Annotated in this window: 19 protein-coding genes; 7 read left to right on the top strand and 12 right to left on the bottom strand. The window is 69.7% G+C overall.

The annotated features are described in order from the left end of the window. Positions 1-91 precede the first annotated feature (91 nt). From AB0E94_RS50150 to AB0E94_RS50170, 5 genes are all read right to left on the bottom strand, one after another. Entirely contained in the window at positions 92-1,504 is a 1,413-nt protein-coding gene (locus tag AB0E94_RS50150) for an RICIN domain-containing protein (protein ID WP_360343131.1), read from the bottom strand. A gap of 155 nt (positions 1,505-1,659) precedes the next feature. Continuing rightward, complete coding sequence (locus AB0E94_RS50155; protein WP_360343134.1) at positions 1,660-3,057, bottom strand: pectinesterase family protein; 1,398 nt, start codon at positions 3,055-3,057, stop codon at positions 1,660-1,662. A gap of 199 nt (positions 3,058-3,256) precedes the next feature. Beyond that, entirely contained in the window at positions 3,257-4,123 is an 867-nt protein-coding gene (locus tag AB0E94_RS50160; protein WP_360343137.1) for a carbohydrate ABC transporter permease, read from the bottom strand. A gap of 33 nt (positions 4,124-4,156) precedes the next feature. Next, positions 4,157-5,032 (bottom strand): sugar ABC transporter permease, encoded by an 876-nt coding sequence (locus AB0E94_RS50165; RefSeq protein ID WP_360343140.1) that lies wholly within the window; start codon positions 5,030-5,032, stop codon positions 4,157-4,159. Next, positions 5,029-6,336 (bottom strand): ABC transporter substrate-binding protein, encoded by a 1,308-nt coding sequence (locus AB0E94_RS50170; RefSeq protein ID WP_360343143.1) that lies wholly within the window; start codon positions 6,334-6,336, stop codon positions 5,029-5,031. Before AB0E94_RS50170 ends, AB0E94_RS50165 begins: the two co-directional genes overlap by 4 nt. A 126-nt stretch (positions 6,337-6,462) precedes the next feature. Between AB0E94_RS50170 and AB0E94_RS50175 the strand changes: the two genes are divergently transcribed. The 5 genes from AB0E94_RS50175 to AB0E94_RS50195 are packed head-to-tail and all read left to right on the top strand — an operon-like array spanning position 6,463 to position 12,582. Then, positions 6,463-7,290 (top strand): PmoA family protein, encoded by an 828-nt coding sequence (locus AB0E94_RS50175; RefSeq protein ID WP_360343146.1) that lies wholly within the window; start codon positions 6,463-6,465, stop codon positions 7,288-7,290. After that, positions 7,287-8,966 (top strand): family 43 glycosylhydrolase, encoded by a 1,680-nt coding sequence (locus AB0E94_RS50180; protein WP_360343149.1) that lies wholly within the window; start codon positions 7,287-7,289, stop codon positions 8,964-8,966. Before AB0E94_RS50175 ends, AB0E94_RS50180 begins: the two co-directional genes overlap by 4 nt. After that, complete coding sequence (locus AB0E94_RS50185; protein WP_360343152.1) at positions 8,963-10,471, top strand: pectinesterase family protein; 1,509 nt, start codon at positions 8,963-8,965, stop codon at positions 10,469-10,471. Before AB0E94_RS50180 ends, AB0E94_RS50185 begins: the two co-directional genes overlap by 4 nt. 15 nt (positions 10,472-10,486) lie before the next feature. Beyond that, positions 10,487-11,320, top strand: coding sequence for a PmoA family protein (locus AB0E94_RS50190; RefSeq protein ID WP_360343155.1), 834 nt, complete (start codon positions 10,487-10,489; stop codon positions 11,318-11,320). After that, positions 11,317-12,582 carry an ROK family transcriptional regulator gene (locus tag AB0E94_RS50195; RefSeq protein WP_360343158.1) on the top strand — a complete coding sequence of 422 codons (1,266 nt, stop codon included), beginning with the start codon at positions 11,317-11,319 and terminating at the stop codon, positions 12,580-12,582. Before AB0E94_RS50190 ends, AB0E94_RS50195 begins: the two co-directional genes overlap by 4 nt. On the opposite strand, the gene AB0E94_RS50200 is transcribed toward AB0E94_RS50195, so the two are convergent. The 6 genes from AB0E94_RS50200 to AB0E94_RS50225 form a co-directional block, all read right to left on the bottom strand. Beyond that, positions 12,521-13,972: a nitronate monooxygenase gene (locus AB0E94_RS50200; protein ID WP_360343161.1), complete on the bottom strand. Its 1,452-nt coding sequence runs from the start codon at positions 13,970-13,972 to the stop codon at positions 12,521-12,523. The genes AB0E94_RS50195 and AB0E94_RS50200 overlap by 62 nt on opposite strands. A gap of 67 nt (positions 13,973-14,039) precedes the next feature. Next, a complete protein-coding gene (locus AB0E94_RS50205; protein ID WP_360343164.1) occupies positions 14,040-15,575 on the bottom strand; it encodes an alpha-amylase family glycosyl hydrolase in 1,536 nt (511 codons plus the stop codon). Beyond that, the gene (gene ugpC / locus AB0E94_RS50210; protein ID WP_360343167.1) at positions 15,572-16,783 is read right to left on the bottom strand and encodes a sn-glycerol-3-phosphate ABC transporter ATP-binding protein UgpC; all 1,212 of its coding nucleotides are present in this window, start codon (positions 16,781-16,783) and stop codon (positions 15,572-15,574) included. Before ugpC ends, AB0E94_RS50205 begins: the two co-directional genes overlap by 4 nt. A gap of 11 nt (positions 16,784-16,794) precedes the next feature. Beyond that, positions 16,795-17,610 (bottom strand): carbohydrate ABC transporter permease, encoded by an 816-nt coding sequence (locus AB0E94_RS50215; protein WP_360343185.1) that lies wholly within the window; start codon positions 17,608-17,610, stop codon positions 16,795-16,797. 11 nt (positions 17,611-17,621) lie between these two features. Beyond that, positions 17,622-18,548 (bottom strand): sugar ABC transporter permease, encoded by a 927-nt coding sequence (locus AB0E94_RS50220; RefSeq protein WP_360343170.1) that lies wholly within the window; start codon positions 18,546-18,548, stop codon positions 17,622-17,624. 8 nt (positions 18,549-18,556) lie between these two features. Then, the gene (locus AB0E94_RS50225; protein WP_360343173.1) at positions 18,557-19,861 is read right to left on the bottom strand and encodes an extracellular solute-binding protein; all 1,305 of its coding nucleotides are present in this window, start codon (positions 19,859-19,861) and stop codon (positions 18,557-18,559) included. A 140-nt stretch (positions 19,862-20,001) separates the two neighbouring features. Between AB0E94_RS50225 and AB0E94_RS50230 the strand changes: the two genes are divergently transcribed. After that, positions 20,002-21,009 (top strand): LacI family DNA-binding transcriptional regulator, encoded by a 1,008-nt coding sequence (locus tag AB0E94_RS50230; RefSeq protein ID WP_360343176.1) that lies wholly within the window; start codon positions 20,002-20,004, stop codon positions 21,007-21,009. 13 nt (positions 21,010-21,022) lie between these two features. Here the strand turns inward: AB0E94_RS50230 and AB0E94_RS50235 are convergent, their stop codons facing one another. After that, positions 21,023-21,376 carry a MerR family transcriptional regulator gene (locus AB0E94_RS50235; protein WP_360343179.1) on the bottom strand — a complete coding sequence of 118 codons (354 nt, stop codon included), beginning with the start codon at positions 21,374-21,376 and terminating at the stop codon, positions 21,023-21,025. A 114-nt stretch (positions 21,377-21,490) separates the two neighbouring features. Between AB0E94_RS50235 and AB0E94_RS50240 the strand changes: the two genes are divergently transcribed. After that, positions 21,491-22,696 (top strand): MFS transporter, encoded by a 1,206-nt coding sequence (locus AB0E94_RS50240; protein WP_360343182.1) that lies wholly within the window; start codon positions 21,491-21,493, stop codon positions 22,694-22,696. Positions 22,697-22,754: the final 58 nt, after the last annotated feature.

Consider the following 22,754-nt stretch of genomic DNA (forward strand, 5'->3'; position numbering starts at 1 on the left):
GACGAGGCGACCTTCCCCACACAAATCCTCCCCGGCACCCTCACCGACCGTCAAGCAGACCCGCACTTGACAACAAATCCCCGATAGGGAATCAGACGCCGATGTTCGCCTGCGGGCCGGCGAAGGTCCGCAACAGTGCGGGCACGTCGGCGGCGGCATCAAGGGTGTACGAGTAGAAGCTCCCCGGAGTGAACGCGGAACCGGAGGTCGTCTGCTTGCCCGTGCAGTTCACCAGAATGCTGCCGGACTGTCTCAACTGGGCTGTCGAGTCCGGGTAGAACGGGTCCTTCACCCCGTCGAAGTAGCTGTTCTCCAGCACCATCTTCGTGCTGCCACGGGAGTAGTTGCCGTACCCGGTGATGGTTTGCAGGTAGTTGTTGTAGAGGTGGGCGTAGGCGACGTTGTCGGTGCTCGGGTTGCGCTGGCCGGTGTGGTGGATCCAGTTGTGGTGGATCGTCATCCGGGCCGTCACGTTGTCGGTCCAGCCGATGCCGAACGCCTTGTTGCCCTCGGCCAGGACGTTCCACGACACGGTCAGGTAGCTGGTGTCCTTGCGGGAGTCGATCAGGCCGTCGTTCATCCGGGTGATCAGGTTGTGGTCGATCCAGATGTGGTCGGCGGTGTCCATCTGGATCCCGTCGTAGTCGTAGACGTCGTCACCGGGATCGTCGTCGGCCATCCGGGTGTCGCGGATCGTCAGGTTCCGGATGATCACATTGCGGGTGCCGGCGCCCAGGAAGAACCCGCCGCCGACGATCTGTCCAGCTGTACCGACCCCGACGATCGTCTTGTTCGATGTCACCGGGATCTCGGTGCCGATCGGGCTGATGTTGACGGCGCCGGACACCCGGATCACGTACGAGCCGGCCATCGCGGCGTACCGGGCGAGGTCGGCCTGCGTGTTGACGGTGACGGTGGTGCCGCCCGCTCCCCCGGTGGTGCCGCCACCCGTCGACGCAAACCCGTCAGGTGTCGACGGCCAGGTGCGTCCGGCCGTGCTCACGAACGCCCATTGCTTGTTGGTGTTGGCGGTACACGTCTCCTGGATGATCGCGCCACCCGACGCCGTCGACGCATCCTTGTCCGACACACACAACCCGCTATTCACATTGACGAGCTGATATGTACCGGATCCACTCAACACCAGCGTCCACTGTTGATTGGCTTGACTGGATACACACGCGTACTGCTGCAACTGAACACCCGAAGCCGTCGACCAGCCCGGCACATCCACACACTTACCACTGTTCACGTTCTTGATCAAATAGGCAGACCCCGACGCCACCAGCGTGAACTGCTGCCACGCCGAGTTCGCGGTACAACCCCACTGCTGAAGCAGGGCGCCGTTGGCGGTCGACGCGCCCGGAACGTCCAGGCACATGCCCGACTTGGTGACCTTCAGCTGATAGGCCACCCCCGTGGTCGGGGCGGCTACGGCCGGGGACGGGCTGACCCCGGCAAGGATCGCGGCGGCAAGCAGCACGGCCGCAAGAATTCTTCGCATGATTCGTCTCCCCTTTCGTCTCGCTGCATTTCAATGCCCTCGGCGCTCGGCGGGACTGTCCGATCTGCGGCAGCTCACGGTGTAGCTGCGCTGGTCGAGCGCCGAGTTGCGCAGCCGTCCGGCGCCGGGGATCGGACAGACCCCGCTCGCAGCGCTCAGCCGACCGGGTTCCAGCCGTCGCTGCCGGCCAGGTACCTCTGCGGGGTGTAGCTGGCGGCGGTGGCGTCGCTCATCTGCGGCCGGTTGCTGTTGACCGTCGCCCCCGAGCCGGTGTTCTTGTACTCGGAGAAGCGCGCGGCGGTCCACACGTTGGAGGACATGTTGATCCACGGCTGGGCGGTGGCGATGGTGGCGCTCAGGCTGGTCTCCCGGTACAGGACCTGGGCGTCGGGTCCCCATGGGCGGCCCAGCTGGGTGGTGTTGCTGGTCGCGCCGGTGACCGTGCACCTGTAGAAGAGGAAGCCGTAGGGGTTGGCGGCATCGGTTCGCGACGCCGTGATCGGGCCGCCTGTGCTGCGCTTCTGATAGATCGCGGTGGCGTTGAAGACCGCGGTGCCACTGCCGAAGATGAAGTCGACGGTGCCCTCGACGTAGCTGTTCTTCACGTAGTGCCGGTTGTTGTTGACCAGCAGGGTGTCCTGCGCGCCGAGGAACCGCACGTTGTCGAAGACCGACCGGTCACCGCCCAGATTGGCCGCGACCGCCTGGCTGCCCTCACCGTAGTCGTTGGAGATGGTGAGGTTCGTGGCGGCGAAGTCGGCGCCGTTGACGAAGACCGTCGCGCTGCCCGACGTGCCCCATCCACCCGCTGAACTGTGGTTGTTGACGATCACCGTCTGGGCGGCGGACGAGCCGAGACCGCGCAAGGTCACGTACGGCTTGTTCGACGGGATCGTGACGATCTCCCGATAGGTGCCGGCCTTGATGGTGATGGTCCGCCTGGTGGTGTTGTTCGTGGGGACGGCGTCGATCGCCGCCTGGACTGTCGTGTACTGGCCGGAGCCGTCAGCGGCGACGACTGGGGTCTCGGTGGTGCCGGTGACGAACGCCCACTGCTTGTTGGTGTTGGCGGTACACGTCTCCTGGATGATCGCGCCACCCGACGCCGTCGACGCATCCTTGTCCGACACACACAACCCGCTATTCACATTGACGAGCTGATATGTACCCGATCCACTCAACACCAACGTCCACTGTTGATTGGCTTGACTGGATACACACGTGTACTGCTGCAACTGAACACCCGAAGCCGTCGACCAGCCCGGCACATCCACACACTTACCACTGTTCACATTCTTGATCAAATACGCCGACCCGGACGCCACCAACGTGAACTGCTGCCACGCCGAGTTCGCAGTACAACCCCACTGCTGCAGCAGGGCACCATTGGCCGTCGACGCACCCGGAACATCCAGACACATGCCCGACCTGGTGACCTTGAGCTGATAGGCGACACCTGTGGTCGGGGCGGCTACGGCGGGTTGGGGGATGCCGAGCAGGGTGGCCGCGGCGGCGAGGATGAACGCCGCGGTCAGTTGCCAGCTCCGTCTCATGGGGATCCTTCTTTCGAGAGCGGCGGGACTTCAATCGGGGTTGGCGCCGACGGCAAGGCCGCCTGAGGGATGGCGCCGGAAGAGGCCGAATCAACCCAGGCTGGAACCGGAACAGACCGGGATCAGCCAGGGATGGGACCGGCGGCGGTCGCCGGGACCGCGGCCGCCGCCGGTCGGGGCCGGATCAAGGTTGGGGGCATCACCTCAATCCGGTGGTTGCGATGCCGCGGACCAGGTACTTCTGGCCGGCTATGAAGAACCCGATGACCGGGGCCAGCGACACGAACGACATCGCGAACATCTCGCCCCACTGGCTCTGGCCCTCCGAGTCCATGAACTGGCGGACCGCCAGCGGGACCGTGTAGAGCTGCGGGTCGGTGAGGTACAGCAGAGGGCTGAAGAACTCGTTCCACACCGAGATGAACGTGAAGATCGCGGTCGTGGCGAAAGCCGGCAGGCACAGCGGCATGACGATCTTCCAGAATGTCCGGAACGGGCCGCAGCCGTCGATGCGGGCCGCGTCGTCGAGTTCCTGGGGCAGTGAGCGCATGAACTGCACCATCAGGAAGATGTAGAAACCGTTGGTGGCCAGGAAGTGCGGCACCAGCAGCGGGTAGTACGTGTTGAGCCAGCCCAGCCGGTCGAACATGACGTACTGCGGAACCACCAGGACGTGACCGGGCAGCATCATCGTGCCGAGCATCATCGCGAAGAACAGCTTGCGGCCGGTGAACCGCAGACGGGCGAACGCGTAGGCGGCGAGCGAGCACGACAGCAGGTTCCCGATGATGCTGAGCGTGACGATGACCAGCGAGTTGACCAGGTAGATCTCGAACGGCTCGCTGAGCGCCGTCCAGCCGCGGGCGTAGTTGCCGAAGTCGAACACGGCCGGCCACAGGCCCTCGTCGGTGAAGACGCTGTCGCTGGGTTTCACCGAGCTGGAGATCATCCACAGCAGCGGGTACATCATCACGATGCCGACGCCGCTGAGCAGCACATGCCGCAGGAATCGGGGCCGACGGCGACGAGACGGCTCCTCGGCGGAGGGTGGAGTCGAGACGGGCACGCGGGTCAGGGTGAGCGACATGAGAGGGGCCCGTCAGTTGTCGTAGAAGACCCAGTAGCGGGCCGCGAGGAAGTTGATCGCGGTGAACCCCGCGATGATGATCAGCAGGAGCCAGGCCATCGACGACGCGTAGCCCATGTCGAACTCGGCGAACCCCTTCTGGTACAGGTAGAGGTTGTAGAACAGGGTGGAGTCCGCCGGCCCGCCACTGCCGTTGCTGATCACGTACCCCTGGGTGAAGGTCTGGAATGAAGCGATGAGGGCTTGGACCAGGTTGAAGAAGATGATCGGGCTGAGCAGCGGCAGCGTGATCGAGCGGAACTGCCGCCACCGGGAGGCGCCGTCCATGGCGGCGGCCTCGTAGTACATGGCGGGGATCTGCCGCAGGCCGGCCAGGAAGATCACCATCGGGGCGCCGAACGTCCACACGTGCAGCAGGATCAGGGTGGTCAGCGCGTGGTCGGGGTCGGTGGTCCAGGCCGGGCCGGTGATGCCGAACCAGGACAGGAAACCGTTGACGATGCCGTCGTAGCCGAACAGGTAGCGCCAGAGCATGACGATGGCGACGCTGCCGCCGAGCAGCGACGGCAGGTAGTAGATGCTGCGGTAGATCGCCAGGCCGCGCACACCACGGTCGAGGACGATGGCGACGGCCAGCGCGACCGCGAGCGACACCGGGACCGACACCAGCGTGTAGACGAACGTGACCTTCAGTGACTGGTGGAGTTTGACGTCGCCGAGCATCTCCTCGAAGTTGGCGAGGCCGGCCCAGCGTGGCGGGGTGAGCAGGTCGTAGTCGGTGAACGCCAGGTACAGGGACGCGAAGAACGGGACGACCATGAAGACCAGGCCGCCGAACCAGGGCAGCAGGAACACGTACCCCGCCCAGTCCTGACGTTTTTTGATCATGGGGCGATGGCCTTGCGGGCCTCGGTGATGAACTGTTTCCCGGCGTCAGCCGGGCTGGTCCGGCCGAATTCGACCTCGGTGCTGATCGTCTTGAGGATGTTGGTGAGCTTGCTGGCGCCGACCGGGTACGGATACGAGGCGGGCAGCTTCTCCTTCTGGAGCGCGCCGAGGAAGTCGCTCGACCGTTTGTTGTCCGGCTCCAGCCCGGAGGCGATCGTCTCGGCCACCCTACTGCTGGCCGGCACGCCGCGGGTGGCGCCGGCGACCTTGGCCGCCTCGGTGTCGTTGGTGAGGAAGTTCAGCAGCCTGACCGTTTCCGCCGGGTGCTTGGAGGCGCTCGCGATCGACCACAGGGCCGGGGTGTCGACGGACTGGCCGCGGCGGGCGCCCTGGGTCTCGCCGGGCATCCGCAGCAGTTCCAAATTGCCGCCGCACGCCTTGTTGTAGCTGATCAGGTTGTTGGTGGGGATGATCTGCGAGGCGATCGACTTCTTGGCCAGGTAGGACTGGGCAGCCGAGGCGCCGTTGTTCTGGTCGATGAACCCGGCCGGCGGGATGGCGCCCGACTTACGCAGATCCTCGACGAGCTGGTACCAGGCGGTCAGGGTGGCCTCGGTGGCGCCGAGCTTCCCGTCGGCGGTGAAGAAGTCCTCGCCGCGTTGACGGGCGAAGACCAGCAGGTTCGCGACCGTCCACGGTTCGAAGTTGGTGCCGTACACCTTGTTGCCACTGGCCTTGGAGATCTTCTGGGCGAAGGTGGCGAGGTCGTCCCAGCTCCAGGTGTCGCCGTTCGGGACGTCCACGCCGTACTGCCCGGTGAGGGTCTTGTCGATGACGAAACCGATGGTGTTGAGCCCGGACGGCACGCCGAAGCTGGCGGCGCCGACCTGGCCGAGGGCGCGTGCCGGTTCGGTGAGGCCGGACTGGTCAAGTTCGGAGTGCTTGGCCAGGTCGAGCAGGGTGCCGCGGTCGGCGTACTCGCGCAGGCTGTCGAAGCGCATCGCCATCAGGTCCGGCGGGTCGCCGGCCGCGAAACGGGCGGCGAGTTTGTCCTTGTACGGGCTGCTGTCCTGATATTCGGTGCGGACGCGGATGCCCGGGTTGGCCGACTGGAACAGGTCGAGTGCCGCGCTTGTCTGCTCGGCGCGCTGGGCGTCGCCCCACCAGACCATGTTGAGTTCGACCTTGCCGTCGCCGCCGTTGCCGTTGCCGCCGAAGCCACGGCCGCAGGCGGGCAGGGTCGCGGCGAGCCCGGCCATGCCGGCGAGGGTGAGCAGCCGGCGCCGGTCGAGACGTGAGTTCACGGTGGATCCCTCCGGAGGCGATTTGTTTCAGTGTTTTATCTATCGAGTGCCATGGATGTCAACGGCCACCCCGGGATTTGTTTCAGAGATTGACGTAATTGGCGGATCGCCGCTAACTTGCCGTCCATGCCGACCGTGAAGGCACACGACCTGTCCTGCGCCGGGCGGGTGGTGGCCCGGTACGTGTGGGAGCCGCACCTGCCCGCCACCGTCTCGCCGCGCCCCTACCTGCACCCGGTGACCACCCTCGGCGGCGCCACGGTCACCGGGTTCATGCCCGCCGACCACCTGCACCATCTCGGCGCGAGCATCGCCGTCCCGGTCCTCAACGAGGCCAACTTCTGGGGCGGGCGCACCTATGTGGCCGGACACGGGTCGATCCACCTCGACAACCACGGACGGCAGCGGCACGCCCGCTGGCTGCACCGCTCCGGCGACCGGCTGCACCAGGAACTCGAGTGGCTCGACCGGGACGGCCACATCCTCGCCCACGAGTCACGCGCCCTGTCGGCCCACCGCATCGACGGGGCCGCCTGGCTGCTGCGGGTGGAGTTCACCCTGGTCAGCGCCACCGGCGGGACGCTCACCCTGGACAGTCCGGCCGCCCGCGGCCGGGACGGCGCCGGATACGGCGGATTCTTCTGGCGCGCGCCGGACGGCGACTACCGGATCAGCGCCTCGACCGGTTCCGGCATCGACGCCGTCCACGGGCGGCCGGCCCGATGGTTGTCGGTCGAGGGCAGCGGCTGGACCCTGGTCTTCCTCACCGACACGGTCTCGTCCGATCCGTGGTTCGTCAGGTGCGACGACTACGCCGGCGTCTGCTCGGCAGTCGCCTGGGAACGCCTCGTCGTCCCGGCCGGCGGGGCTCTGACCAGGCGGCTGTCGGTGCTGATCGCGGACGGCTCCCCCACCGAGGCGGCCCTCATCGCCGCCGAGGAGGCCCACCGATGACCGCCGTCTACCGCAACCCGATCCTGCACGCCGACTGGTCGGATCCGGACGTCATCCGGGTCGGCGACGACTTCTTCATGATCGCGTCGAGCTTCAACCGGGTCCCGGGGTTGCCGATCCTGCACTCCACCGACCTGGTCAACTGGCGGTTGATCGGCCATGCGCTCGAACGCCTCGTTCCGGCGGACGTCTACCGGTTTCCACGCCACGGATGCGGCGTGTGGGCGCCCGCGCTGCGTCACCACGACGGCCGGTTCTGGATCTGCTACCCCGACCCGGACCACGGCATCTACGTCACGACCAGCGAAGACCCGGCCGGCCCGTGGAGCGCGCCGCGACTCGTGCTGTCCGGGCGGGGCCTGATCGACCCGTGCCCGCTGTGGGACGGTGACGGCGGCGCCTACCTGATCCACGCCTGGGCGAAGAGCCGCTGCGGATTCAACAACCGGCTCACCGCCCACCGGATGACCCCTGATCTGGAACGGTCACTCGGACCCGGCACCCTCGTCGTCGACGGCGACGCGATCCCGGGCTGCCGCACCCTCGAAGGCCCCAAGTGGTACCGCCGCAACGGCTGGTACTGGATCTTCGCCCCGGCCGGCGGCGTCACCGACGGCTGGCAGTACGCGATGCGCTCCCGCCACGTCCTCGGCCCCTACCAGCCGAAAGTCGTACTCGAACAGGGCAACTCCAAGATCAACGGCCCGCACCAGGGGGCGTGGGTGGAGACGCCGGCCGGCGACTCCTGGTTCCTGCATTTCCAGGACCTTCAGGCGTACGGACGAGTGGTCCACCTGCAGCCCATGAGGTGGCTGGACAGCGGCTGGCCGGTGATCGGCCACCATGGCGAGCCGGTCCCGGAGGCCCGCAAGCCGACGCTCCAGCCCACAACGACACCCGTTCTCGACGGCCCCCCGAAAACGACAGGCGTTCCCATCTCAGGGGCGGAAACGACACCCGTTGCCGGCAATCCGGGGGCGGGAACGACACCCGTCTCCGAGTGGACGTGGCCGGCCAATCCGGCGCCCGGCCGGCGTGCGGCGAGCGAGTTCCGCCCGGCGGACGGCGTCCGGCTCACCTGCGAACCCGGCCACGACCTGCGGGACTTCCCGGCCGTGCTGGGGCGCAGACTGCCCGGGCCACAATTCCGGGCCGAGACCACGGTGCGGATCGAAGGCGAACCCGGGGCGCGGACCGGGACGGACGACGACGGAACCGGAGCGCGAGCCGGGACGGACGACGACGGAACCGGAGCGCGAGCCGGGTTGGTGGTGCTCGGGCACACGTACAGCTGGATCGGCCTTGAGCAGCAGCCCGGCGGACCGCGACTGATCCGCCGGACGGCCGATGCCGGAGGCGAGGCCGAACAGGACGTGATCCGGCCGGAACCGGTCACCGGACAGGTGCGCCTCGCCGTGACCGTGACCGACGGCGCGGTCGCCCACTTCACCGCCGACACCGGAACCGGCTGGCGGGAGCTCGGCCCGCCGTTCCCCGCGACACCGGGCGGCTGGATCGGCGCCACGCTCGGCCTGTTCGCGATCGGTCACACCGGACACGCCGACTTCGGCCCCGTCCGGATCACTGCTCTGCCGGACGAGGTCTCACCGCAAACCCCGGAGACAGCGGGCCAGCCGACAGAGGGCAGTTCCGACAATGATCTGGAGAACCGATGAGACGTCCCCTCACCGCCCTCGCCCTGGGAGCCGCCCTGCTCACCGGCCCGGCCGCGCCCGCCGCGGCGAACACCGACCCGTCCTGGACCGACCGGGCGATCGGCTTCGCCGCCGACGCCACCGGCGGAGCGGCCGGGCGCACCGTCCGGGCCACCACCCTGGCCGAGCTCCGGGCGTGGGCCATCGCGCCGGAACCGCTCACCATCGAGATCGCCGGCCGCATCCAGGTTGACCCGTTCGGCGACATGATCACGGTGGGCCACGACAAAACGATTGTCGGTGCCGGAACGAAGGCCCGAAACGAACCGGCGTCGGGAAGCATGCCGTCGGCGGGCGGCGGCGAACTCGTCGGCGGCGGGCTGTTCCTGAACGGCTCCCGCAACGTGATCATCCGTGACCTGACGATCCGCGACTCCTACATCCCCGGCGACTTCGACGGCAAGAGCCCCGACAACGACAATGACGGCATCCGCCTGGACACCGCCGAACTGGTCTGGATCGACCACGTCCGGATCGAGCGGGTCGGTGACGGCGGCATCGACATCCGCAAGGACAGCGACCGCGTCACCCTCTCCTGGAACGTGATCAGCGACGTCAACAAAGCCCTCGGCGTCGGCTGGACCAGCAACGTCGTCACCCGCCTGACCGCGCACCACAACTGGATCCGCAACACCGTGCAACGCAACTGGAGTCTCGACAACACGGCCGCCGCGCACCTGTTCAACAACTATCTGAGCGACGTCACCCAGTACGGCACGATGAGCCGCAACAACGCTCGCGTGGTCGTCGAGGACAGCGTGTTCGAGCACGTCAACGACCCGCTGGTGACCCACGGCGCGGCCGCGCAGCTGGTCCAGCGCCGCAACCTGTTCACCGCGACGGCCGGCCGCACCGACAGCGCCGGTCCGGCGTTCGACCCGGCGGCCCTCTACCCCTACTCCCCCGATCCGGCGACAAAGATCAAAGACTTGATCAGGCGGTACGCCGGACCGCGCGCCCAGAGCAGCCGGACACCACGCACGGTGACCGTGGCTCTGGACGGCACCGGCGACTACGGCAGTCTGCTGGCCGCCCTCGGCGCCACCCGGGACGCCCGGGGCCGGGTCGAGATAGTGATGCGGCCCGGCCACTACCGGGAGCAGGTCCGGATCTGGCCCGACCAGTCCGACGTCACCATCCGGGGCGAGGGCGACGTGCTGATCAGCTACGACATGCCGGCGGCCGCGGCGAAGTTCTACGGCGGCCTCCAGGGCCCGGCGGGCGCGGCCACCCTGGCCCTGCTCGGCGACGGAACGGTCCTGCAGAACGTGTCGATCGAGGCGACGGGCGCACCGGCGGTACGGGCTGCGGGCGACCGGGCCCTGCTGATCGGCACCCATCTGACCGGCGACTACGAGGCCGTCACCGGCCGGGGCCACCTGCGTGCCGGCACGATCACCGGCCGGCTCGACGGCCCGGGAACCACGGTCGTCGAAGCGACCACGATCACCCCGCAGGCGCCGTGACACTATCCTGCTTCCGTGACCGGTGACGCCGTTGAGGTTCTGCGTCTCGGCGACCGGACCGTCGCCGAGTACACGTGGCGTCCCGACCTGCCGGCTTCGGTGGCGCCCCGCCCGTACCTGCATCCGGTCCGGACCTTGGGTGGGACCACGGTGACCGAGCTGATGCCCGCCTCGCACCGCCATCATCTGGGGGTGAGTGTCGCCGTCGCCGAGGTCGACGGGGCGAACTTCTGGGGCGGCCGCACGTTCGTGCCCGGCCACGGCCCGGCCTGGCTCGACAATCAGGGCAGCCAGGAGCATCTGCGCTGGCTGCGGCGCCGCCCCGGCCAGCTCAGGCACACCCTGCACTGGAACAGCATCGACGGTTCGACGCTGTTCTTCGAGCGCCGTGACCTGTCCTGGTGGCCCGCCGGGCCGGACGCGTGGGCGCTCGACTTCTCCTTCGACCTGATCAACATGACCGACCGGGAGCTGGCGATCCGCAGCCCGGCCGCGCACGGCCGGACCGGCGCCGGTTACGGCGGCTTCTTCTGGCGGGCGCCGTCCGGCGAGTGCCGGGTGGCCGCCTCCGCCGACGGCGGCACGGTCCACGGGCAGCGGGCCCGCTGGCTGTCGGTCGCCGGAAACGGGTGGACGCTGGTGTTCCTCGGCGCCGACGAGGCGACCCGCGGCGACAGGTGGTTCGTGCGGACCCGCGACTACGTCGGCGTCGGCTCGTCGCTGGCCTGGGACGAGCCGCTGCTGCTGGCGCCGCACGCCGAGCTGGGACGCCGGATCGTCACCGTGATCGCCGACGGGGACCTGCCGCCGGGCCGGGCCGCCGCCTACGCCGACGAATACTCGGCATGACGCGACCTGTGCACCGGGTGGCGCCCAGCACCGACGGCCCGATCCGGCAGGACGGTCTCCGCGCCCACAACCTGGTGCTGACGTTCCGGCAGATCGCGGCCGCCCGGGACGCCCCGATCTCACGCAGTGAGCTGGCCGCCGCCACCGGCCTGACCAGGCCGACCATCACCCGGATCGTCGACGAGCTGCTGGCCGCCGAGTTGATCGTCGAGGCCGGACCGTCGCGTTCCGGCAGTTCGGGCCGCCCGCGGGTGGGTCTCTCCCTGGCCCGCACCGGCCCGGCCGGGCTGGGCCTGGACATCCGCGCCGACGTGCTCTCGGCATGCGTCGTCGACCTGACCGGCACCGTCCGGCACCTGGAGTTCACCCGGCACTCCGGAGCCATACAAGCCGGAGCCGCACAAGCCGGAGCCCTGCAAACCGGAACCGCGCGAAGCGGCGCCTCACAAACCGGCGCTGACGCCGTCCTGGCCCAGCTGGCGGAGATGGCCGGCCGGGCGATCCGGGCCGCCGCGACGGAGAACCTGACCGTGGTCGGCGCGACGCTGGCCGTCCCGGGACCGGTGCAGGACGAGTCCGTGGTGCGGCTCGCCCCCACCCTGGGCTGGCGTAACGTGCCCGCCGGCGCCACCCTGAGCAGCGCCCTCGGCCTCCCGGCGCATGTCGGCAACGACGCCCGCCTGGCCGCCCTCGCCGAATGGTATGCCGCCGGCCAGGAGCTGCGAGACTTCATCTGCGTCAGCGGCGAGTTCGACATCGGCGCCGGCCTGGTCCTGGACGGCCGGCAGCTCGACGGCTGGGCCGGCGAACTCGGCCACGTCATGGTCCGCTCCGACGGCCCGCCCTGCGCGTGCGGCGCCACCGGCTGCCTGCAGGGATACGCCGGGCTGGCCGCGATCCTGCCCGACGCCGCCGGGAGCCCGGCCGTCGCCATCGACGCGCTCGTGTCAGCGGGTGACCCACGGATCCTGAAAGCCCTGGACGAGGCCGCCTCGGCCCTGGGCGTGGCGATCGCCGGCCTGGTCAACCTGGTCAAGGTGGACACCGTGCTGCTGGGCGGCGGCTACGCGCTGCTCGCGTCGTGGCTGATCGACGGCATCGACCGGGAGCTGCGCCGCCGGGTGCTCAGCACCGCCTGGTCGCCGGTGGAGGTCCGGCCCGCGCCGCTCGGGCCGGACGCCGCGGTGATCGGCGCCGCGCTCAGCGCCGTCGACCGGGTGCGGCACGACCCGAACGGCTGGCTGGCCCGGCGTCCGCACTGAGCAGGTAGTCGACCACGTCGGCCGCGGTGAACCCGTCGGGCAGGTGCGGCAGGAACCCGAGATCCTGTCCGAGCGTCACGAGCGGCGGTTCCAGGTAGCCACCGGCCCGCCGCTGCGGCAGCCCGACCGTGGCGACCAGCCCGTTGCACAGGCACCGGCTGCCCTCGGTGTCCTCGGCGGAGCCGCCCTTGCGGACGTATTCGCCGACGGGTTCGGCCGGACAGCGAAAACCCACACCACCCTCCGGGCGGCGGTACGGGGTGCGCAGATACCCGAGATCACACAGGCGCGCGCGGACGGCGTACACCTGCTCGTCGCCGGTCGTCCCGGCCATCGGCACCATCTTGAACGGAAACCCGGTCGGTGACGCCCGCACATCGTTGCGGACGACGAGCGTGCCGTCGGCGGCCTGCCGCAGCAGCCGCTCCCGGATGTCGTCGTCGAGCCCGGAGTCCCGGCTCAGTGCGAACGCCGTACCCACCTGGATGCCGGCGGCCCCGGCGGCTCGGGCGGCGGCGAGCCGTTCCGGGGTCGCCTGGCCACCGGCCAGCCAGAAAGGCAACCCGAGCGCCGCGAGTTTTGGCAGGTCCGGGGTGTCTCGAGGCCCGTATACAGGATCACCGGCACTGTTCAGGGTCAGCTTGCCGCGCGGCCGGGCACTGTGTCCACCGGCCACCGAGGTCTCCAGCACGAACCCGTCCGGCCGGGTCGTCTCGTCTCGGGCCAGGTAGGCGGCGAGGGTCGCCGAGGAGACGATCGCCAGCAGCCGGGGCCGCCGCAGCGGTGGAAGGTCCACACCGAGCAGTTCCCGCGGGTGGAGGGCGACGTGGTGGTCCTCCCCCGGTTCGGCCCCGTGCACGGCGACCGGCAGGCGGGCCGGACGGTGCCCGGCGAGCGTGTCGAGCAGTCGCGGGATCTCGGTCGGCAGTCCGGCGCCCATCAGCACGTAGTCGGCTCCGGCGAGCATCGCCCCGTAGACCGAGGCCGGGGTGGCGAGCTGGATCTTCTCCAGGTAGTTGACCCCGACCGCCCCGTCGTGCCCGTCCTTGGCCAGGAACACCTCGACGAAGTTGGCGACGACCGCGAGCTGCTGGGTGTGTCTGCGTGGCCGGAGCCCCTGCTGGGGAACCGGCCGCAGCGCCTTGCCGTCGGCGATCCCGCCCGGCACGAAGTACCTGTCCAGGATGTCTTCGGCCACCTCCGGCGCCGGAAACGCCGCGAGCGCCCGGCGGACGTGCCCGCCCGCGTCTCCGAACTGCAACCGCCGGGCGAGCAGCACGTCAAGGGCAACCCCGGAGACGACCCCGATCTGCCCGGTACGGGCGACCGCGCTCGCCAGCCGCCAGTGTGAGACACCGACGCCCATCCCACCCTGGATGATTGAAGCCATGCCGCTGAGCCTTCCGGGACGAGCGGGGTGCCCGGTAGGGCCGAACAGCCCGGGCACCCGGGACCGGTCAGCAGCGGTACCAGGCGGCGGTGGCGCCGGGCAGGAAGTCGCCGGGCACCCGCGCCGAACTCGTCAGCAGCAGCGCCCCGGACCGGGCCTCCGCCGGTAGCCGGACCGCCGAGTCACCGACGTTGATCACACACAGGAATCCGGATCCGCGGCGGAACGCCAGCACCCCGCCGGGCGTGGACAGCCAGGTGAGTTCGCCGTTCAGGTCGCGGCGCAGGGCGAGCGCGGCACGGTACAGGTTGAGTGTCGAGGTGGGATCGCCGTTCTGGCGTTCGGCGGTCAGCGCGGCCCACGCCGGTGGCTGGGGCAGCCAGGACTCGGGGCCGGGCCCGAACCCCAGGGACGCCGAGGCGGCCGACCACGGCAGTGGCACCCGGCAGCCGTCACGACCGGGGTCGGCGCCGCCGGTGCGCTGGAAGACCGGGTCCCGGCGTACCTCATCGGGAAGGTCCTCAACCTCGGGAAGGCCGAGCTCCTCGCCCTGATAGAGATAGGCGCTGCCGGGCAGGGCGAGCATCAGCAGGATCGCCGCCCGGGCCCGCCGCAGGCCGGTCTCGCCGCCGCCGTATCGGGTGACGTGCCGGACGACGTCGTGGTTGGACAGCACCCAGGTAGCCGGCGCGCCGACCGGTCCCAGGGCTCGCCGGCTGTCGTCGACGGCCTTGCGCAGCGCCGCGGCCTCCCAGGGCGCGGTGAGGAACTCGAAGTTGAACGCGGTGTGCAGCTCGTCCGGCCGCAGGTAGAGGGCGAGCCGCTCGGTGCTCTGCACCCAGATCTCACCGACGAAGACCCGGTCGCCGGGATAGCCGTCGAGGATCCGCCGCCAGTCCCGGTAGACGTCGTGCACCTCGTCGAGGTCCCAGTGCGGATGGGCGCTGCCCGGCTCGGCGGAGACGTCCGGCATCTGCGGGTCCTTGGCCAGTCCGTGCGCGACGTCGATCCGGAATCCGTCGACCCCGCGGTCGAGCCAGTAGCGCAGGATGTCGCGGAACTCGGCGCGGACCTCGTCGTCGGTCCAGTCGAGGTCCGGCTGTTGCGGGGCGAACAGGTGCAGGTACCACTGGCCGTCCGGCGCCCGGGTCCACGCGCGGCCGCCGAACCGGCTGGTCCAGTTGTTCGGGGGCCGGTCGCCGTACCGGCCGCGGCCGTCGCGGAACAGGTAGCGGCCCCGGACGGCGGCGCCCGGAGGGGCCGCGAGCGCCGCCCGGAACCAGGGATGCTCCGATGACGTGTGGTTGGGCACCAGGTCGATGATGATCCGCAGGCCGAGGGCGTGGGCGTCGTGGATCAGGTCGTCGGCGTCGGCCAGCACCCCGAATCGGGGGTCGACGTCGCGGTAGTCGGCGACGTCGTAGCCGTTGTCGGCCTGCGGCGACGGGTAGAACGGGTTCAGCCAGATCGCGTCGACGCCGAGTTCCCGCAGGTAGGGCAGCCGCGACCGGACGCCACGCAGGTCACCGATGCCGTCGCCGTCGGAGTCGGCGAAGCTCCACACGTACACCTGGTAGATGACCGCGTGGCGCCACCAGCTCATCCGGTGCGCTCCCGCTCCAGCTGGGCGAGTTCGGCCGCGGCCGCCTCGTCGCGGGTGAGGTTCGCGCCGGTGCGCGGGTCGAACAGGTGCATCCGGCGGGTGTCGGCCCAGAACTCGCCCTCGTGGTTCTCCCGCATCCGGCTCATCGCGTCGATCTTGACGATGAGCTGGGTGCGCAGGGCCTCGCTGTCGAGTTCGGCCGCCAGCTCGGCGAGCTGCCTGGTCACCTCGTCGCCGGCGTCGAACGGGAGGTACGCGTACTGCGCGTCGCCGAGCCACTCGGTGACATCGACACGGGCCCGGAACACCGCGCCGCGCTCACGTTTCGCCGGGTCGAGCAGGCGGGCGTCGTCGAAGTGATCAGGCCGCAGCCCGGCGATCAGCAGCTGCCCGTCGGTGACCTTCCCGGCCACCTGCTCCGGGACGTCGATCTCCAGGAACGGCAGTTTGAGCCGGCCGCCGGCGACGACCGCGGGCAGGAAGTTCATCGGCGGCGACCCGATGAACCCGGCGACGAACATGTTGACCGGCTGCTCATAGAGCTCGCGTGGGGAGGCGACCTGCTGGAGGAACCCGCGGCGCAGCACCGCGACCCGGTCGCCGAGGGTCATCGCCTCGGTCTGGTCGTGGGTGACGTAGACGGTGGTGGTGCCGAGCCGGCGTTGCATGCGGGAGATCTCGGTACGCATCTGGCCGCGCAGTTTGGCGTCCAGGTTCGAGAGCGGCTCGTCGAACAGGAACGCGTCGACCTCGCGGACGATGGCCCGGCCCATCGCGACCCGCTGGCGCTGCCCGCCGGACAGGTTCGCCGGTTTGCGGTCCAGGTGCTCGTCGAGTTCGAGCATCCCGGCGGCGTCCTTCACGCGGCGGCGTACCTCCTCCTCGGTGATGTTCTTCTTCAGCCGCAGCGGGAAGGCGATGTTCTCGAACACGGTGAGGTGCGGATAGAGGGCGTAGTTCTGGAACACCATGGACAGGTTGCGGTCGCGGGGCGCCTTCTCGTTGACCCGGTTCCCGCCGATCACCATGTCGCCCGAGGTGATGTCCTCCAGTCCGACGATCATGCGGAGCAGGGTGGACTTGCCGCAGCCGGACGGGCCGACCAGGATCATGAACTCGCCGTCGGCGATGTCGAGGCTGACGTCGTTGACGGCTTTGAAGCCGTCGCCGTACTCCTTGACGATGTTGCGCATCTCGATGGCTGCCACGGGAAGTCCTTTCAGCCCTTGACGGCGCCGTTGGTGAGACCGGCCACGATCTTGCGTTGGAACAGCAGCACGAGGATGACCACCGGGATGGTGACGACCACGGCGGCCGCCGCGATCGGCGCGGTCGGCTGCGAGAACTGCGAGGCGCCCTGGAAGAACGCGAGCGCGGCGGGCACCGGGCGGGCCGCCTCACTGGAGGTGAGCGTGATGCCGAAGACGAAGTCGTTCCAGACCGCGAAGAACGTCAGGATCGCCGCGGTGAACACGCCTGGTGTGGCGAGCGGGACGATCACCCGGCGGAACGCCTGCCACGAGGTGGCCCCGTCGACCTGCGCGGCCTGTTCCATCTCCCAGGGGATCTCCCGGAAGAACGCGGCGAGCACGTACACCGACAGCGGCAGCGAGTACGACAGGTACGGGATGATCAGGCCGAGCCAGGTGTCGTACAGGCCGAGGGTGCGCCACAGGTTGAACAGCGGGGTGGCGATCGCGATGACCGGGAAGACGGTGATCGCCAGTGCCACCCCGAGGACCAGCCGTTTGCCGGGGAAGTCGAGGCGGGAGATCGCGTACGCGGCGAGGGTCGCCAGGAGCACCGAGATGGTGGTGGCGATCAGCGACATGCCGATCGAGTTGCGCAGGGCCGTGGTGAACAGGTCGGAGGCGAAGACGGTCCGGTAGTTCTCCCAGCTCCACACGGTCGGCAGGAACGCGTTGTTGGTGATGTCGTCGCCCTCCTTGAAGGACAGCGACACGATCCACAGGACCGGGACGACGGCGTAGGCGATGATCAGGATCGCGCCGCCGATCCACAGTCCGCGGGTCATCCGGCTGGTCTTCACCGGCGTTCCCCTCTCTGCTGGGACAGGTCGGTCTTGAAGACCTTCACGAACATCACCGCGATGAGCACCACGAGGATCGCCAGGATGACGCTGACCGCCGAGCCGAGCCCGATCATCACGCGGCTGATCGTCTGCCGGTAGGCGAGGAAGGACAGGGTCTCGGTGCCCTGCGCGCCGGCGGTCATGATGAACACGCTGTCGAAGATCCGGAAGGCGTCGAGGGTACGGAACAGCAGCGCCACCATGATCGCGGCTTTCATGTTGGGCAGGATCACCCGCTTGACCCGTTGCCAGGCGGTGGCCCCGTCGACCTTCGCCGCCTCCAGGTAGTCGTCCGGGATCTGGGCCAGCCCGGCGAGCAGCAGCAGCGACATGAACGGGGTGGTCTTCCAGATCTCGGCGACACAGACCGTGGCCAGGGCCGACCAGGTGCCGCCGAACCAGTCGTAGTCGCCCAGCCCGAACAGGTCGTTGACGAAACCGTAGGTGTTGCTGAACGCGTACGCCCAGGCGTAGGCGGAGACGACCGTGATGATCCCGTACGGCACCAGGATCGCGGTGCGCAGCGCGGTCCGCAGGTAGAGCGCCCGGTGCATGACCATGGCCAGCGCGAACCCGAGCACCAGCTCGGCCGACACGGTGATCACGGTGATCAGCGAGGTGACGCCGAACTGCTGCCAGAACAGGCCGTCGGTGAGGATCATGGCGTAGTTGCCGAGCCCGACGAAGTCCCGGTCGCCGGGGTCGGTCAGCCGGTAGTCGAACATCGACAGCCAGACCGCGTTGAGGATCGGGTAGCCGGTGACCGCGACCATCGCGATGAAGGCGGGCCCGGCCAGCAGCCAGCCCAGGTTGCGTTCGTGGCGCGCGCGGTCGGTCAGCCGGATCCGGCGTGGGCGCGGCGGTGCTTCGACGGTGCTCACGGCCGCTCCTAGATCAGTCGCTTGTTGGAGAGGACGTCCTCGAGGAGGTCGTTGGCCTCTTTCGGGGTGTTCTGCGGCGACAGCGCGTCCGGCGGGTGGAACGCGGTCTGGATCGAGCCGGTGACGTCGCCGTAGTAGGGGCTGACCGGCCGTGGGGTGGCCGCGTCGAGGCCGGTGCGGATCTCGTCGGCCATCGGGAACAGCTCGCGGATCTCCGGGTCGTCGAAGACCGAGGCCAGCGCGGCCGGGTTGCCGGCGGTCTTCATGAAGTCCTTCTGGCTCTGCGCGTTCGCCAGGCAGCGGATCGCCTCGACGGCCAGGTCCGGTTTGGCGCTGAACGCGCTGATCGACAGGCCGAGCCCACCGGACGGGGCGGCGCTCTCGGTGCCGGCGTCGACGCGTGGGTAGGCGGCCCAGCCCACGTCGTCCTTGAAGTCCGCCGGGAGCGATCCCTCCTCGATGGCCGAGTCGAAGGCGGCCCACACGTACGGCCAATTGACCATGAAACCGCCGTCGGCGGCCTGGAACGCGGCCCGGGAGTCCTCCTCACCGGCGGTGCTGAACCCGGCCGGCGCGGCCGGTGACACCGCGAGATCGTGCATGATCCGGGCCGCCTGCCCGCCGGCCGGGGTGTTCAGGCCGCCCTTGACCTCGGCGGCCGGCACGTTCTCCGAGCCGGGTTGCAGGATCGAGCCGCCGGCCGACGAGACCAGCGCGTTGACCCAGACCATCAGGCTCTCGTTGCGGCGGCCCTGCGCGGCCACGGTGACCCCGGCCTGCGTCGCGCCCTGGACGAGCTGATCCCAGGTGACCGGGCCGGCCGACGGGTCCACTCCGGCCTTGGCCAGCACCGACTTGCGGTACCAGAGCAGCTGGGTGTTGCCGTAGAGCGGCGCCGACCAGAGGGTGTCCCGGAACGTCGACTGGAGCAGCGGCCCGTCGAGCACTCCGGTGGAGAACTCCTGCCGCTCGCCGTCGGTGAAGGCCCGCAGGAATCCGGCGTTGGCGAACTCGGCCATGAACGGCGGGTCGACGCTGACGATGTCCAGCGACCGGTCCTGGGCGGCGAGCCGGCGCAGGAGTTGCTCGCGCCCGCCGGCCGCGGTGTTGGGCAGCCGCTGGATGTTGAACGTGTACGCCCCGCCGGATTCGGCGGAGCAGCGGGCGGCCACCTCGGCCTGAGCGGCGTCTGCGATGTAGTAGGTCAAGGTGGTCGCTCCGCCGTCCCCGCCGCCGCAGCCGGCGAGTCCTGAGGCGATCAGGATGAGCACGGAGGTGCAGGCCCAGCGGCGTGGCTTCTTCTCCAGCACCATGCTCTCCCCTTCGACGGTGAAGGCGTGCCTGGAAACGCTTGCAGAGTTCAGCCTTGATGTGACCCAGGTCTCATGTCAATGGTCGCTATACGCATACATTGCGTCATCGGAATCGCTTCCAGCGCTGCTACCCTGGCGCCGTGCCGCCAGCGAACATGGCCGATGTGGCGCGCCGGGCCGGCGTGTCGATGGCGACCGCCTCCCGGGCCCTGAGCAACCATCCGCACGTCGCCGCCGGCACCCGCGCGCGGGTGCTGGCGGCCGCCGAGCAGCTGTCCTACGTGATCTCGCCGGAGGCGTCGCGCCTGGCCGGCGGGGCCACCGGCCGGGTCGCCGTGGTGGTGCCGCACCTGTCCCGCTGGTTCTTCGGGGCGCTGCTGGACGGCCTGGAGTCGGTGCTGCGCGCCGCCGATCTGGATGTGCTGCTCTACCACGTCGGCGACGCGGCCGACCGGCGTGACTTCTTCCAGCGGCTGCCGGCCCGGCGCAAGGTGGACGCGGTGGTGGTGCTCGGCATGCCGGTCCACGACGAGGAGCGGGCCCGGCTCGAGCTGATGGGGGTGCACATCGTCGCGGCCGGCGGGCAGGTGGAGAACTATCCGTCGGTCTCCATCGACGACCTGGCAGCCGGGCGGCAGGCCGTCGACCACCTGATCCTTCTCGGTCACCGCCGGATCGGCATGATCGCCGCGGTCGACCCGGCCGAGCCGGGCTGGCCGGAGGGCCCCGGTCGCACGCTCGCCTACCGGGCGGCGCTGGCCGGCGCCGGGCTGCCCGCCGACCCGGAGCTGGAGGTCACCGTCGAGTGGGGCGGGCGGCACGGGGCCGAGGCGATGGAACGGCTGCTGAGCCTGCGGGAGCCACCGACCGCCGTCTACGCCCACTCCGACGAGGTGGCGCTCGGCGCGATGCGCACGTTACGGCGGGCCGGGCTGCGGATCCCGGCCGACATGTCGGTGGTGGGCATCGACGACCACCCGATGGCCGAGCTGGCCGACCTCACCACCGTCGCGCAGCCGGTCCACGACCAGGGCGTCCGGGCCGGGCGGATGCTGCTGGAGCTACTGGCGGGTGGATCCGACACGGAGGGCGTATCGGTGCCGACGCGCCTGGTCGTCCGCGGCTCGACCGGCCCGCCGAGGAGTTGACGGGGCCTGCGGGTCACTCCTCGGTCACGGCGTCCAGGTAGGCGTCGAGAGCCTGCAGGTTCCTGGTCAGCGCCTCGACCCGCTTCGCCATCCGGTCGCGCTCCTGCCGGACCCGGAGCACGAAGTCCGGGGCCGGATACTGCGAGTTCGCCGCCTCGGCCAGACAGGGCAGCACCTCCCGGATGATCTCGGTGGTCAGGCCCGCGCCGAGCAGGCTCCGGATCTGCTCGACCCGCGCCACCAGTGGCTCGTCATAGTCGCGGTACCCGTTCTCCTCCCGCCTCGGGGTGAGAAGTCCCTGCTCCTCGTAGTAGCGCAGGAGACGGGGTGACACGCCAGCCCGCTGCGACAGTTCCTTTATCCGCACGAGATCTCCCTAACACCTGCGCCGCTTGCCATCACATCAATGTGAAGGTTAGACGCTTGTCGAGCCGCCACGATCGTGGTGGTTCGACCCAGTGATCCAGATGAGGTACCTCCCGTGTCCACCACCCGTCTCGAGGCGCCACGGACATCGTCCACGGAACGCCTGCCGCTCCCGTCGCTCATCGCGCTCTTCACCGCGGGGCTGATCACCACCCTGACCGAGGCACTGCCCGCCGGCGTGCTGCCGCAGATGAGCCGGGCCCTCGGCGTCTCGGAGTCGGTCGCCGGCCAGACGGTCACCATCTACGCGGTGGGCACGCTGCTCACCGCGATCCCGGTGGCGCTGGCCACCGCGACCTGGCCGCGGCGCCGCCTGCTGCTGGCGTCACTGCTGGGCTTCGTGATCGCCAACCTGGGTACCGCCCTGTCGCACGACTTCACGATCACCATGGCGTCCCGGTTCCTCGCGGGCGCCGCCTCCGGGGTCGTCTGGAGTCTGCTCGGCGGTTACGCGGCCCGGCTGGTCGGTCCCGCGCTCAAGGGCCGGGCGATGGCCTTCGCCTTCGCCGGCACCCCGGTCGCCCTCTCCCTCGGGGTACCCGTCGGGGCATACCTCGGCAAGGCCGTCGGCTGGCAGCTCACCTTCGGCCTGGCGTCGGCGCTGACCGCGGTACTGATCGTCTGGACGGCCTGGAAGCTGCCCGACTTCCCCGGTCAGAAGGCCGAGAACCGGGTCCCGCTGCACCGTATCCTGCGCCTGAAGGGCATCCGCACGGTTCTCGCGGTCACCGGCGCGTTCGTGCTGGCGCACACCATCCTGTACACGTACATCGCACCGATCCTGGCCGACAACGGGTTGCCGGATCACGTCCAGTGGATTCTGCTCGACTTCGGCCTCGCATCGATCGTCAGCATCTGGCTCACCGGCCTGTTCGTCGACCGGCACCACCGCCGGCTGGTGATCATCGGCACCGGGCTCTTCGCCGCGGCCGCGGTGATCCTGTCGGTGGCGAGTTCCAGCGTGGCGGTCGACTACTTCACGGTCGCGGCCTGGGGGCTGTCGTTCGGCGGCGCGGCGACGCTGCTCCAGTCGGCGCTGATGCGGGCGGCCGGCGAACACGCCGACGTCGCCCAGTCGTCGATGGTGACCACCTGGAACCTGGCGATCGGCCTCGGCGGTCTCCTCGGCGGTGTGCTGCTGGCCGGTTTCGGCTCCGGCTCCCTCGCGATCGCTGCGATCGTGCTCCTGGCCCCGACCCTGCTCGTGGTGGTCCTCGCCCGGCGGCACGCCTTCCCGGCCCGCCGGCCGGTCAGCGGGTAACCACACCGGGCGACAGGTGGCCGCACCGGTGGGCCGCCGTGACCCGCGGACATGCGGG

This window comes from Actinoplanes sp. NPDC026670, assembly GCF_040638175.1.
GTDB lineage: Bacteria > Actinomycetota > Actinomycetes > Mycobacteriales > Micromonosporaceae > Actinoplanes.